Annotated in this window: 10 protein-coding genes and 1 pseudogene; 6 read left to right on the top strand and 5 right to left on the bottom strand. The window is 53.4% G+C overall.

The features are described 5' to 3' along the window. Nucleotides 1-44: 44 nt before the first annotated feature. Nucleotides 45-1397 carry a DNA (cytosine-5-)-methyltransferase gene (gene dcm / locus IMCC21906_RS05485; protein ID WP_047011325.1) on the bottom strand — a complete coding sequence of 451 codons (1353 nt, stop codon included), beginning with the start codon at nucleotides 1395-1397 and terminating at the stop codon, nucleotides 45-47. Between the two features lie 60 nt (nucleotides 1398-1457). Here dcm and IMCC21906_RS16620 point away from each other — a divergent pair, with 60 nt between their 5' ends. Then, nucleotides 1458-1913, top strand: a complete 456-nt coding sequence (locus tag IMCC21906_RS16620) for a very short patch repair endonuclease (protein WP_082117368.1) — start codon at nucleotides 1458-1460, stop codon at nucleotides 1911-1913. A 252-nt stretch (nucleotides 1914-2165) separates the two neighbouring features. Here IMCC21906_RS16620 and IMCC21906_RS05475 read toward each other — a convergent pair whose 3' ends face one another. Further along, a complete protein-coding gene (locus IMCC21906_RS05475; RefSeq protein ID WP_304413504.1) occupies nucleotides 2166-2327 on the bottom strand; it encodes an FKBP-type peptidyl-prolyl cis-trans isomerase in 162 nt (53 codons plus the stop codon). A gap of 825 nt (nucleotides 2328-3152) precedes the next feature. On the opposite strand from IMCC21906_RS05475, the gene IMCC21906_RS05470 reads away from it, so the two are divergent. The 3 genes from IMCC21906_RS05470 to IMCC21906_RS05460 all read left to right on the top strand — a co-directional run bounded on the left by IMCC21906_RS05470 (nucleotide 3153) and on the right by IMCC21906_RS05460 (nucleotide 5744). Beyond that, complete coding sequence (locus tag IMCC21906_RS05470) at nucleotides 3153-3977, top strand: restriction endonuclease (RefSeq protein WP_047011323.1); 825 nt, start codon at nucleotides 3153-3155, stop codon at nucleotides 3975-3977. 113 nt (nucleotides 3978-4090) lie between these two features. After that, nucleotides 4091-4987 carry a hypothetical protein gene (locus IMCC21906_RS05465; RefSeq protein WP_047011322.1) on the top strand — a complete coding sequence of 299 codons (897 nt, stop codon included), beginning with the start codon at nucleotides 4091-4093 and terminating at the stop codon, nucleotides 4985-4987. A 451-nt stretch (nucleotides 4988-5438) separates the two neighbouring features. Then, on the top strand, nucleotides 5439-5744 hold the full coding sequence (locus IMCC21906_RS05460; protein WP_047011321.1) for a hypothetical protein: 306 nt from the start codon (nucleotides 5439-5441) through the stop codon (nucleotides 5742-5744). Here the strand turns inward: IMCC21906_RS05460 and IMCC21906_RS05455 are convergent. After that, nucleotides 5741-8842, bottom strand: coding sequence for an efflux RND transporter permease subunit (locus tag IMCC21906_RS05455; protein WP_047013167.1), 3102 nt, complete (start codon nucleotides 8840-8842; stop codon nucleotides 5741-5743). The genes IMCC21906_RS05460 and IMCC21906_RS05455 overlap by 4 nt on opposite strands. 22 nt (nucleotides 8843-8864) lie before the next feature. Then, nucleotides 8865-10127, bottom strand: a complete 1263-nt coding sequence (locus IMCC21906_RS05450) for an efflux RND transporter periplasmic adaptor subunit (protein WP_156165995.1) — start codon at nucleotides 10125-10127, stop codon at nucleotides 8865-8867. 200 nt (nucleotides 10128-10327) lie between these two features. Here IMCC21906_RS05450 and IMCC21906_RS05445 point away from each other — a divergent pair, with 200 nt between their 5' ends. Continuing rightward, nucleotides 10328-11053, top strand: coding sequence for a DUF1461 domain-containing protein (locus IMCC21906_RS05445; RefSeq protein ID WP_047011320.1), 726 nt, complete (start codon nucleotides 10328-10330; stop codon nucleotides 11051-11053). Between the two features lie 259 nt (nucleotides 11054-11312). Here the strand turns inward: IMCC21906_RS05445 and IMCC21906_RS05440 are convergent. Further along, a pseudogene (locus IMCC21906_RS05440) lies at nucleotides 11313-11612 on the bottom strand (CPBP family intramembrane glutamic endopeptidase); the annotation flags it as partial. A 67-nt stretch (nucleotides 11613-11679) separates the two neighbouring features. Here IMCC21906_RS05440 and IMCC21906_RS05435 point away from each other — a divergent pair. Continuing rightward, entirely contained in the window at nucleotides 11680-12627 is a 948-nt protein-coding gene (locus IMCC21906_RS05435; RefSeq protein ID WP_047011319.1) for an IS5 family transposase, read from the top strand. The last annotated feature ends 28 nt before the right edge of the window (nucleotides 12628-12655 follow it).

The raw sequence follows: 12655 nt of genomic DNA, 5'->3' as shown, positions 1-12655 counted from the left end.
TCCTTATATATGTGTCTGGCACACATAGGATATATCAGTTGCCCTTAATTAATCAGTCTTTTTGCAACGAGTTTTGCGACTGCTCGGAAAACCGGGACTACGACAGAGTTACCAAATTGTTTATATGCTTGAGTGTCTGAAACCGGTATGACGAAATCATTCTGGTCATGACGGGTGAACCCCATTAATCTTGCACATTCATACGGAGTCAGTCTTCTTGGTCGGTTCTCCAGATTCTTTCCGTTACCGAATCCTTTGCTAAAGTCCCATCCTCGGTCTACGAGAATCTCTGACCCGTCTTTGTAGTATCGCGCTGACATGGTACGAGCAACATCATTTGGACCTACCAACCCGAACCCGAAGCCATTACCCTTCTCTTTATGCTTGATGGCGTAGTTATGGAGGTATTCCCACAGTTTAGGTGTTAGCGTGTACTTAGGGTCTACGTTCTGCTCGAAAATATCACCGAGAGTGATCTTCTTTTTAGGAAAGTAACGGCGTATATCCTTAAGCGTGAACCCATCATGAATTTCCAGATCTTTGCGGAAACCGACCAAGACTATGCGCTCCCGATGTTGCGGGACCCAGTTTTTTGCATCGATCACTTTAGGATCTTTTGGCCCTTCGTGATCGGCATCCGAAACCCAGTAACCCAATTCATCAAGAGTCTGCATGATAATCTTAAAGGTCTTTCCTTTATCATGGCTCTTGAGGTTCTTAACATTTTCAAGAACAAAGGCTTTTGGCTGCTTCGCTTTAATAATTCTGGCAACATCAAAAAACAGAGTTCCTTGAGTATTACATTCAAAACCATGAGCTCGTCCCAGAGAATTCTTTTTAGAAACGCCCGCAATGGAGAATGGCTGGCAAGGAAAGCCAGCTAACAGAACATCGTGACCGGGAATCATTTCATCAATATTTGTATACGCTTCATCTTCGGATACAGAAATATCTGCAGACAAAGTGACGTCCCGGATGTCTTCGTTAAAGGTATGGTAGTCGCCATGACTGTAAAAGTTCGCTTTATATGTTCTTGCTGCAAACTTGTTCCATTCGCTTGTAAACACGCACAGGCCACCCTCATCCTCAAAGCCCTTCCGGATTCCGCCGATACCTGCAAACAAATCGATAAACCTGAACTTACAGTTATCTGGACTGACTTTCTCTTTCGGGAGTAAACCTTTCAGTGCGTTAAACTCTTTTGCGTTCAAGCGGGGCTCTGATTTACCTTTACTCCAGCGATTGATTGTCTCACGACACCAATGACCCGGAGTAACCGAATTGAGAAAGCTGGCAATTGCCTTCTGGTCGTATATCTCAAGTAGCTGACCTATAAGAGTGGCATCCGATATATCATCAAAACCATCATGAATGAGGGCGAGTTGTTCAGTGGCCATTTCGTTCTCCAGGTCAATTGCGTGACATCTTATCACTAATTAATTCCATTCGGGAGCACTATGTCAGACATCCACCTTCCTGCCACCCGCAGCCGGAATATGTCGGCAATCCGAGGTAAAGACACAAAGCCAGAAATGCTGATCCGGCGAGCTCTGCATGCCCGAGGGTTCCGCTATCGCCTGCACAGCCAGAAACTCCCCGGCTCCCCTGATCTTGTGTTGCCAAAATACCGCGCAGCGATCTTCGTCCATGGCTGCTTCTGGCACCGACATAACTGCTCTATGTTTCATTGGCCATCGTCCCGCAAGGACTTCTGGCGCAAGAAGCTGGATGCTAACTATGAACGGGACGAGCGCAATGTCAACGCACTACTGGTTGCTGGCTGGCGAGTTGCGGTGGTCTGGGAATGCTGTCTGCGCGGTAAGCATAAAAGAGGGGACGACTCGGTTGCAGACACACTCTCCGACTGGCTGACGTCAGATAAGTACTTTTTTACCATCCCAAGCAACGTCTGATCTATTCACACTTTTCAAGCCAATCATGGATACGAGTTTCTGCAATAACGGGCATTGCCAGACTTTGAATTCCGGGGACAGTGTACTTAATTCATCGGGTAAACAATTACGCAAACCACCCCCAGAATTCCCGAAATACACCGTTAGCAAAGACGCAGGCTTTTTTCGCGAACGGCTATCCGACCTCACCATTAATAGCCAATAACTCAACCTCAAATATCAGCAACGAGCCCGGCGGAATCGACCCGGCTCTCAGGTTGCCATAACCCCCAGCTCAGGGGGAATATAGAGACGGCGCTTTTCACCAACCGTCATCAATTGCAGGCCCTCCGTACAGCCACTGATCACCTGATTCAATCCAAACTCAATGGGTTCTCCGCGCTGAATCGAGCTGCCAAAGACCGTGCCGTTCATGAGAAGCGCCTATTAACCTAATGGCAATTCACAATACCCGGCTAGAACCTCCCCAAAATTGGGAATATTATTCTCTTGATGGAGCAAGGAATCAGCTCTCGGCACAACCAAATTTAAACTACTTGAAATGACCAACGACAGGGAAGATGCAGTATGGAACTATTTATCGTAATTTTTGGCATCCCATTAATAATTATTTTCGGAGGCCACTTTTGGAGAATAAAAAAGTGGAATTCGCTCCCAACACTCCCCGAATATCTGAACAACAATCCCAGCTGCAAAAGTAGTAATGGCGTTCAGTGCGGTGACTGCGGCTCAAAAAGCATTAAAAACTGGGGAATGTACTCGGGATCAGATCGGCGTCGCACTTTTATATGCAATCATTGCGGCTCGAATCTTTATCGTAGTTCCTAGCCCGCCATCTAACAGTTTGGATGAAGCAAAGGGCAGGTCCTAGCGCGACGAGGGCCTTACATTTTGCAATTCCGGTGACAGTTTACTTAATTCCAGCTTGTCGCACGCCTCGGGGTCATATATGGTCCGCCCCGTATTGCAAGATAATTTTCTCGTCATGTAAACGCACGCCTCGGGGTCAGGTCTTGACTCTTCCCGTTTTGTCAAAAATATCTCGCCTGATCCTTAGTACTTCGCCTTTTCGCTGGCAATCAATCAGTCTATTACGTCATCCATAAATCTAAGAGTAGATGCGGTAAAAGCCCTGCGGACCAAGTACAATTCCAGGAACAGTTTACTTAATTCCAGCTTGTCGCAACCTGAAACTTATCGCAATATACACGCTCTTGATTAGCCGCTAAGGAAGAAGCAATGGCTAAAACCACCATCATGGATGACCTCTTTGCTCTGGGCGCAAAACTTCCCTGGAAGTTAAGCATTGTCCTCGCCATTGGCTTTGCCATCGCCCTGCACCAGCTCTCCCTGATCGACCCGCCTGTTTCTACCGGCCTTCACGACTTGTCCAAAGTTATGTTTATACAGATCGCCAGGGTTATCGGATTGATCGGTCAATATATCGTGCCCGGCGTACTGCTATTTGGTGCGCTAGCAGGATTCATGCAACGCCGTCGAGGGAAGGACCTGCTAACCCAAACGAGAACAAAGACCAATGGCCTCGCCACGCTTTCATGGCAGCAGTTTGAACAGCTCGTTGGCGCCATCTTCAGGGAGCAGGGCTTTCAAGTAGAAGAGCGCGGACTGCAAGGCCCCGACGGTGGCGTAGACCTGGTACTGAGGAAAGGCGGCGAGAAGTATCTGGTGCAATGCAAGCACTGGCGATCCCTCAAGGTTGGCGTGCCTGTTGTGAGGGAGCTTTACGGTGCTATCGCCGCAGAGGGCGCTGTGGGCGGCTTTGTTGCTACCACAGGACAATTTACCGCCGACGCCAAGCGCTTTGTTAAAGGAAGAAACATAGAGCTCCTCGATGGACAGAAGCTCAAAAGACAGATGACCAAAAACGGTGCTAGCAATGGTCAGACTCAAACTTCTACAAAGCCACCGCCTCCCACAGCAGCAGATTGCCCATTGTGCAATAGCCTCATGGTAGTTCGGATCGCGAAAAAAGGTCCTCAAGCTGGAGCTCAGTTTTGGGGCTGTAGAACATACCCTGCCTGCAAAGGTACTAGACCACTTTAGCAAGAAGCCACAATGGAAGTTGCGCTTATCCGTACAATTTTCGATAGCAGTTTATTACTTAACTCTGCTAAATAAAAAAGCATAAGACCTACAGCAAAGGACAGCACTGCCCAATGAATTATTCCCACCTTCGAAACCTAGTCACTCCCATTATTTTCATTGTCCTTTCCGCTTGTGGCGGCGGTTCAAACAGCAGCAATGGCGACAACGGTGACGTTATTGACCGCATCCTGGCTCACTACAACCGCTCCAACGAAGTACTGCTTACCGGCGGCATATATGAGATCGACGCTTTTTCAGATCCGGATTATATTGGCTCCGAGCCCGGCTGCTTTGACTACCCGGCCCTAACTCGCGATGAATTCCTGAATGGTCGCAGTGTGTCCTCCCAGACTGGAGATACGCTTTGCCTGTCCGACCAGTATTGCTACACCATTGCTGAGAATGTCGTCTTGAACAGCATCGATGAGGATCAATACGTTTTCAATATTGTCCTTAACGACATTGGCCACGTGAAAGCCCGAACACTGATCGTCGATGATATTCCCAGGGCCTATTTCTATCTCGATATTTTTGAAGCGCGACCAACCCGGTCAGCAGAAAGCTGTGGTTATAGCGAAGAGGCCATCAACTTCTCGGCACAGTTCGAAAGCCTTACCGGAGAATACAACGGGCGTATTTTCTACACCTCCCCAGACGACCGCCTGACACCGCTGCAGAGTGGCGACATCTCACTATTTTGTAATAATGACGCCTGCACACTGGGTGACAATGCACTGTTGCTATCGGAAACCAGTAGCAACACCTACCGCAGTAATGCCAACGACGCCGACTATCTCACTGGAGAATTTACCTCCGCCGATGGCAGCGTAACCTACACCTTCCATGGCGGGGCATCCTATTTTGGCAACGTCATCGCCGGTATTGCTTTTATTGATGACGGCGAAACGCCTCCCGCCTGCAATCAAGAGAATGACTGCCTATTGCTGGTATTCAGCCGGCCACAGTAGCCAACCTCACTTGGGTGACCTGTTTAACAATAAGGGCTACCGTTCTCTTAATGTCGAACAAATAGAATCGAACCACCTGACAGACCCATTAAATGGGCAAGAGCCCGTTGATAACGGTCTGTCTGGCGTTCGGCATTAAACGATCCGGTTGCTATAACTATCACCGCAGAAGAAATAAATAAAGCCGGTGCGCGAGCAGCTCAACCAAGTCTTCGGGGTCAGGTCTTGACTCTTCCCGTTTTGTCAAAAACATCTCGCCTGATCCTTAGTGCTTCGCCTTTTCGCTGGCAATCAATCAGTCTATTACGTCATCCATAAATCTAAGAGTAGATGCGGTAAAAGCCCTGCGGACCAAGTACAATTCCAGGAACAGTTTACTTAATTCCAGCTTGTCGCAACCTGAAACTTATCGCAATATACACGCTCTTGATTAGCCGCTAAGGAAGAAGCAATGGCTAAAACCACCATCATGGATGACCTCTTTGCTCTGGGCGCAAAACTTCCCTGGAAGTTAAGCATTGGCTTTACCATCGCCCTGCACCAGCTCTCCCTGATCGACCCGCCTGTTTCTACCGGCCTTCACGACTTGTCCAAAGTTGTACTTATACAAGCTGCCAGAATGTTTGGACTAATCGGTCAATATGTCGTGCCCGGGGCACTGTTATTCGGTGCGTTAGCAGGATTCATTCAACGCCGTCGTGGGAAGGATCTGCTGATAGCTGACCCGCACCAGAGCCTGCCACTCCTGACGCCTTAATCTTTTCTCAACGATCGACCAAAATACAAAATATACAACACCGGCATCAATATCAGCGTTAGCACCGTAGTCGACAGCATGCCGCCCAGCATGGGCAGTGCAATGCGTCGCATAATTTCCGTGCCGGGGCCTTCGGTCATAAAGATGGGCGTCAATCCCAGAACGATAGTGCCCACCGTCATTAATTTGGGACGCAGACGTAGTACCGCGCCCTGGCGAACGTTGTCGACTAGCTCGCTATAGTTTTCCGGGGGATGTTCTCGCATGCGCTGGTCGATAAACAGGAGCATGACCAGGGCGGTTTCTACGGCGACCCCCGCCAGGGCAATAAAACCCACGGCCACCGCGACGGACAATTGATAATCCGCCAGCCACAGCCACCAGAAGCCGCCAATCAGGCCAAAGGGTACCGACAGCAGAATCATCAGGGTTCGGTCCCACTGACCAAAATACAGGTACAGCAATACAACAATGATCAGCAGCGTAGCCGGGATGGTAATTTTCAGACGCTCGCTGGCCAATTGCATTTGCTCAAACTGGCCAGACAGTTTGAAGGAGTAGCCTGGGGGCAGTGGGATTTCCCCAAGCCGATTCTGTAACGCGGCAACATAGCCGCCCAAATCCCGGTTGTCGATATCGACGAAAACGAAGCCGTTTAGCCGGGCATCTTCCGAGCGAATCATCGCGGGGCCATTGGCAATGCCAATGCTGGCGACATCGGCCAGCGGGACCTGCAGACCATCGGCGCCTGACACCAGAATATCGCTCAGGTCATCGAGCCCCTCGCGAAAGGGCCTGTCATAGCGAATCATGATCGGGTAGCGCTCGCGTCCTTCAATAGCCTGATCCAAGGCCATACCGCCCAGCGCCGTTTGAATCACCGTCTGCAAATGCTGCAATGAGACGCCGTAGCGCGCCAGTGCGCGACGGTCGGGCTGGATCTCAACGTACTTGGCGCCCTGGACGCGATCGGCAATGGCGCTGCGGGTGCCGGGCACCTCCCGGGCAATGGCTTCCACTTGCCTTGAAATGTCGTCGATGCCTTCAAGCTCGGGGCCGGATACCTTAATACCCACTGGCGTGCGGATGCCGGTAGTGAGCATTTCAAGCCGAGTTTTGATCGGATAGTTCCAACTGTTCATCATGCCGGGCAGTCCTACCGCCGCGTCCATTTCCCGGATCAGTTTTTCCGGGGTCATGTCTGCCCGCCACTCACTTCTGGGCTTGAGCTCTACCCAGGTTTCTATCATCAACAGGGGCGCGGGGTCGGTTGCCGAATCCGAGCGGCCCGCCTTGCCAAAGGCGTGGACCACTTCGGGAATGGCCATTAACTGGCGGTTGGTCACCTGCAGTATTTCCCGCGCCTTGGTCACCGACACCCCCGGCAGGGTCATGGGCATATACAAAATGCCGCCCTCGTAGAGGGGCGGCATAAATTCGGAGCCCAGTTGTTTGATGGGGATGGCGGTGCTGAGCAGCGCCGCCAGGCACAGCCCCAGCGTGAGCTTTTTATATTTGATCGCCGCGTTCAGGCTGGGGCGGTACAGGGCGACAAAAAAGCGATTCACCGGATTGCTGTCTTCGCTGCGAATTCGGCCTCTGACCAGCAACAACATCAACACCGGCACCAGGGTGACCGACAGCACGCTGGCCGCCGCCATGGCATAGGTTTTGGTAAAGGCCAAGGGTGCAAACAGGCGGGCGGATTGCCCGGTGAGGGCAAAGACCGGGAAAAACGACACGGTGATGATCAGCAGACTAAAGAACAGCCCCGGCCCCACTTCCTTTGCCGCCGTGATCAAAGCCTGCTTTTTATCGGCGGCGCTGGCCTGGGCCGGCAAGCTGGCCAGTTTGCGGTGGGCGTTTTCCACCATCACGATGGCGGCGTCCACCATGGCGCCAATGGCAATGGCAATGCCGCCCAAGGACATAATATTGGCGCTGAGGCCCTGGGCCCGCATCACCACAAAGGCGGCCAATATTCCCAGCGGCAGGGTGATCACGGCAACCAGGGCGCTGCGCGCGTGGAGCAGAAAGACAAAGCTGATCAGCACCACCATCAGGCACTCTTCGATGAGCTTGATCTTGAGGTAGTCCACCGATTCGGAGATCAGCTTGCTACGATCGTAGACGACCTTCAGTTCCACACCGTCAGGCAGTCCCTGCTGCACGGCTTTCAGCCTTTCCTTGACCTGCTCAATGACTTTTAAGGCATTGGCCCCTGAGCGCATCACCACAATACCGCCCACCGCTTCGCCCTGGCCATTGAGCTCGGTAACGCCCCGGCGCAGGGCCGGGCCTTCCACCACCCGGGCGATATCGCCAATCTGCACCGGCACGCCATTGCTGGCGCGGACCACCGCCTGTTCAAGGTCCTGGCTTGTTTGAAGATAGCCCAATGAACGGATCAGATACTCAGTCTCGCCCATTTCCAGGGTGCGACCGCCAGTCTCGCCGTTGGCACTTCGTACCGCGCTGATCACCTCAGTCAAGGAGACATCAAAGGCGCGCAATTTTTTCGGGTCGACCAGGACCTGATATTCCTTTACATAGCCCCCCACACTGGCGACCTCGGAGACGCCATCCACCGACAGCAGCTCATAACGCACAAACCAGTCCTGCAGCGAGCGCAGTTGCTGCAGGTCGTGACCGCCGCTGGCGTCATACAGGGCGTATTGAAATACCCATCCCACACCGGTGGCATCAGGCCCAAGGCCCGTCTCTGCCCCCGCTGGCAGCGACGAGGCCGTTTGGGTCAGGGCTTCCAGTACGCGACTTCTGGCCCAGTACAGGTCCACATCGTCTTCGAAGACCACGTACAGAAAGGAGGTGCCGAACATGGACACGCCGCGAACACTTTTGGTTTTGGGCAGGCCCAACATCTGGCTGGCCAGGGGATAGGTGACTTGATCTTCAATGACCTGAGGTGCCTGCCCCGGCCATTCTGTGCGAACAATCACCTGAGTATCGGAAAGATCCGGAATCGCATCCAGCGGAATTTTGCTCAGGGATAAGCTGCCGGCAACAAAGACAAACAAAGCCGCCAACAGTACCAGAAAACGGTTGTTCACCGACCACTCGATGATCTTGGCGACCACGCCTTTTTGCGGATCGTGACCTTCAGTGAGCATGATGAGCCTCCATGCCGGTTGCCGGCATTGACTCACCCCGGTCGTCGCCATGGCTCATGTTCTCCATGCGCGACATACCCGAGCGCAGGCGGCTTTCGGCATCGATCAGGAACTGGCCTGCGGTGACGATGTTTTGCCCCTGCTCAAGACCCGACAGAATTTCGGTGTAGCCCTCGGAAGTCACACCGGTTTCCACTCGACGGGGCTGAAAGCGCCCTTCGCCCAAGTCCAAAAACAGGTAGGCGCCGTCGCGGTCATACAACAGGGCCTGGCTGGGCACCGCCAAGCGCGCCCCGGGGTTCACCTGAAACTCAACATCAACATAGCTGCCAGGCTTGGGTTCCCCCCTGTCGTGGGGCAGTGACAGCCTGACCTTGCCGGTGCGGCTTTCAGGGTCGGCGACATGGTGGATAAACTCGATGGTACTGCTGTAACGCTGCCCAGTGGCGGGGTTGCGAATGTTGGCCTGCTGACCGACCTCCAGCAAGGGCAGGTCGCGAAGGGCGATCGCGGCGTTCACCCAGACCTGACTGAAATCCTGCAGCCCCAGCGCGAGCTCGCCCGCCTGAAGATAGTCCCCTTTACGTATCGGCAGCTCGGTGATCGTGCCGTCGAAGGGAGCGTAAAAAGGCATCTTTTCAATCACCTTGCCACCGGCTTTAAATTCCGCGATGGCCTTGTCTTCCATTCCGTACAGGCGCAGGCGCTGCTCTGCCCTCTCCACCCGGGATTCCGTCGCGGCCACCGTCAGATAATCCACCTGGGCGGAGATGATTTCCGGGCTGTAATAGGTGAACAACAAATCACCTTTGTTTACCGTATCACCCACCGCATCGGCGGCAAGATCGATGATCCAACCCTCGCTGCGCATGCTCAGGGCCAGCGCATTGCGGCTGCTGGGCACCACCTCGCCATAGGCCTGAACGCGAGCGGCCAAAGTGCGCGCTTGCGCTGTCGCCGTCGTCACCCCCAGTGCCTGGATAAAGTCCGGGGAAATCTGCACAGCAGGCTGGTCACCCTCTTTGGACCTGGAGGGTTTTGCCGGTAATTCCTGAGGCGCCTGTGCCACCAGCGTCATTCCGCAGATAGGGCAGGTTTCGCCTTCTTCACCGTGAATATGAGGGTGCATGGGGCAGATATAAGTCTCCTGAGCCAGTGCGGCAGGAGCGATAAACAAAATCACAACTAAAAATAGCGCGCGCATAACAATGTCCTGTATTGAAAGGAAAAAGTCTGTGGAACCTCTGCACAACCTGGTGATACCTCAGGCTTTGCCTTTAACACTTCTCAGCAAAGATCGGTAACCGACAACAACACCGAGCAAAGCACTCTGGGAATGACCTCAATTGCCATAGCTCTATCGGCAACAAGGGAGGAGGCGAGACCGGCTTTTGCCAAGCGCCGCAGTGATAGGGATAATCGAACGACCTCCTCTCCAACCGAGAACAGCCCGTGCCACCACCCGTTCGCCTGATCTCTAATGCCCTGTACGGATTGCTGACATTGCTGTTCGTGGTCACCCTGGCCTGGGCAGCTGTGGCGTCAATGAATTACGGCTACGGCTTCTGGCATGACCATGGCGGGCTGGCGGAAAATATTGAGGAGTACGGCCCCCTCAATCGCCACCGGAAGCATTTTGAAGACACTGACCGCCAGCAGCGCATTAGCCTGTTTGCGGAAATTGTCGAGGCCGTACATCACGGGGGCGAAGGCTTGCGGGAGATTCGCTATCAGGCGCCGGGACAGGACTATCCCACCGCCCTCCTCCATCGGGCGGAAATCATTCATCTTCAGGATGTCAGCCAGTTGATCCGCTTGGCGAAGTCCACCTTGGCCGCTGCCTCCGGGCTTTGGCTGCTCTTGACCGCTGGGGCCTTATGGCGGAAATGGCCGCTGCCGACTGTGCAGCAACAACTTTACGGCGTGGTGTTGGGAAGCCTATGCATGGCGGCAGCTCTGCTGGCCTTTGGTTTTGAACGGGTGTTTTACCAGTTTCATATCTGGCTGTTTCCACCCGAGCATCAATGGTTTTTCTATTATCAAGAATCGCTGATGTCGACGATGATGAAGGCCCCAGTGCTGTTCAAATACATTGGTGTCAGTATTGGTATCCTGGCCACCCCGCTGTTTGTCGGGATAGCCGTGGCAATGAAAAAGATCAGTAGGAGCGGGCTCTGATCGCGATGCGCCGAACCGGGATCAGCGCGTAATTCTTTCGGCCTCGGAGCGACCTCCTACAAGGTCCGATCACGTGTAGGAGCGGGCTCTGACCGCGATGCGCCGGGCCGGGATCAATGCGTAATTCCATCGGCCTCGGAGCGACCTCCTACAGGGTCCGATCACGTGTAGGAACGGGCTCTGACCGCGAAAACCCGCCAGCCCAACATCGGTGCGTATTTCCATCGGCCTCAGCGCGACACTCCACCCCGGAACAATATCAAAACGGCCAGAACACACTTGGCAGCTTATCCTGCTGAATCAACGACGCCATATCCATGCCCACCGCCACCCCGGCATGGACAAAAAAGCCGCCCCAGATCGAACGGGATCGCAGCGCCAGAATCCCCAGAAACAGCCCAAACAGGATCGCACCAACGGCTTCCGGCCAAAGTTTGGGAAAATGGATCATTAGATAAGGCACGCACATCACCCACACCGCATTGGCGCCAATGGCGGGTCTCAGAGCCTGCAACACAAAACCCCGGAAAAAGAACTCCAGACACACAAACTGGATTAGGGAACCTCTGCACAACCTCGAAAATTTGAGATAATTTCGTGATGACCCATTTCAACCGGAATATAGCATGAGCCAACTGACTTTCGCCGAAGCCGAATACCAAAACAAGAAGCGCAAGACGCGGCGGGAGCTGTTCCTCGAGAAAATGGATGGCTTGATTCCCTGGGCCAAGCTGGAGAAGAAGCTCCGCAAGCACTATCCCAAGGGTGAGAACGGGAATCCGCCGTACCCGCTGGCGATAATGCTTCGGGTTCACTGCCTGCAGCTGTTCTACAACCTCAGTGATCCGGCGATGGAGGATGCCCTGTACGAGATCGAGTCGATGCGCCGCTTTGCCGGGCTCCGTTTGTCTGATCGGCTACCGGATGAAAGCACCATTCTCCGCTTCCGTCATTTTTTAGAACGCTACAAATTGGGCAAAGTGATCTTCGATACCGTGAGCGCCCAGCTGCGCCAGCAGGGTCTGATGATGCGTGAAGGCACCATTGTTGATGCCACGATTATCGCCGCGCCCAGCTCAACCAAGAATCAGGACGGGGAGCGGGATCCGGAGATGCACCAGACAAAGAAAGGCAATGAATGGCACTTTGGCATGAAGATGCATATTGGCGTGGATGACCGGGACGGCTTGATTCACAGCATCGAGACCACAGCCGCGAATGTGCATGATCTCACTGCGGCAGATCAGCTTCTTCACGGAGAAGAGCAGCGGGTCTGGGGTGATGCGGGTTATACCGGCATCCATAAGCGAGATGAGTTTAAAGATCGGGATGTCGATTGGCGTATCGCGCTACGCCCCGGCACCCGGCGCAAGCTGGCTGACCAGCTACAGGAAATGCTGGAGGGAATAAAGGCCAGCGTGCGTGCGAAAGTCGAGCATCCGTTCCGGACGATCAAACAGCAGTTTGGTTATGGGAAGGTTCGCTACCGTGGACTGGCGAAAAACACCAATCGCCTGTATGTCCTCTCGGCGTTTACCAACCTGCTGAGAGCGGAGAAATATCTGCCTTCGTAGGGAAGGTGCGCCTGTAATCAGCCAAATG

The sequence above is a fragment of the Spongiibacter sp. IMCC21906 genome (genome assembly GCF_001010805.1).
Taxonomy (GTDB): Bacteria; Pseudomonadota; Gammaproteobacteria; order Pseudomonadales; family Spongiibacteraceae; genus Spongiibacter.
Note: the sequence above shows the minus strand (reverse complement) of the source record. Positions and strands in the feature narration are given on the sequence as shown.

Excerpts from the sequence above, each read along its gene's own strand:
- dcm (WP_047011325.1), bottom strand. The coding sequence starts at position 1,397 with ATGGCCACTGAACAACTCGCCCTCATTCATGATGGTTTTGATGATATA.
- IMCC21906_RS16620 (WP_082117368.1), top strand. The coding sequence starts at position 1,458 with ATGTCAGACATCCACCTTCCTGCCACCCGCAGCCGGAATATGTCGGCA.
- IMCC21906_RS05475 (WP_304413504.1), bottom strand. The coding sequence starts at position 2,327 with ATGAACGGCACGGTCTTTGGCAGCTCGATTCAGCGCGGAGAACCCATT.
- IMCC21906_RS05470 (WP_047011323.1), top strand. The coding sequence starts at position 3,153 with ATGGCTAAAACCACCATCATGGATGACCTCTTTGCTCTGGGCGCAAAA.
- IMCC21906_RS05465 (WP_047011322.1), top strand. The coding sequence starts at position 4,091 with ATGAATTATTCCCACCTTCGAAACCTAGTCACTCCCATTATTTTCATT.
- IMCC21906_RS05460 (WP_047011321.1), top strand. The coding sequence starts at position 5,439 with ATGGCTAAAACCACCATCATGGATGACCTCTTTGCTCTGGGCGCAAAA.
- IMCC21906_RS05435 (WP_047011319.1), top strand. The coding sequence starts at position 11,680 with ATGAGCCAACTGACTTTCGCCGAAGCCGAATACCAAAACAAGAAGCGC.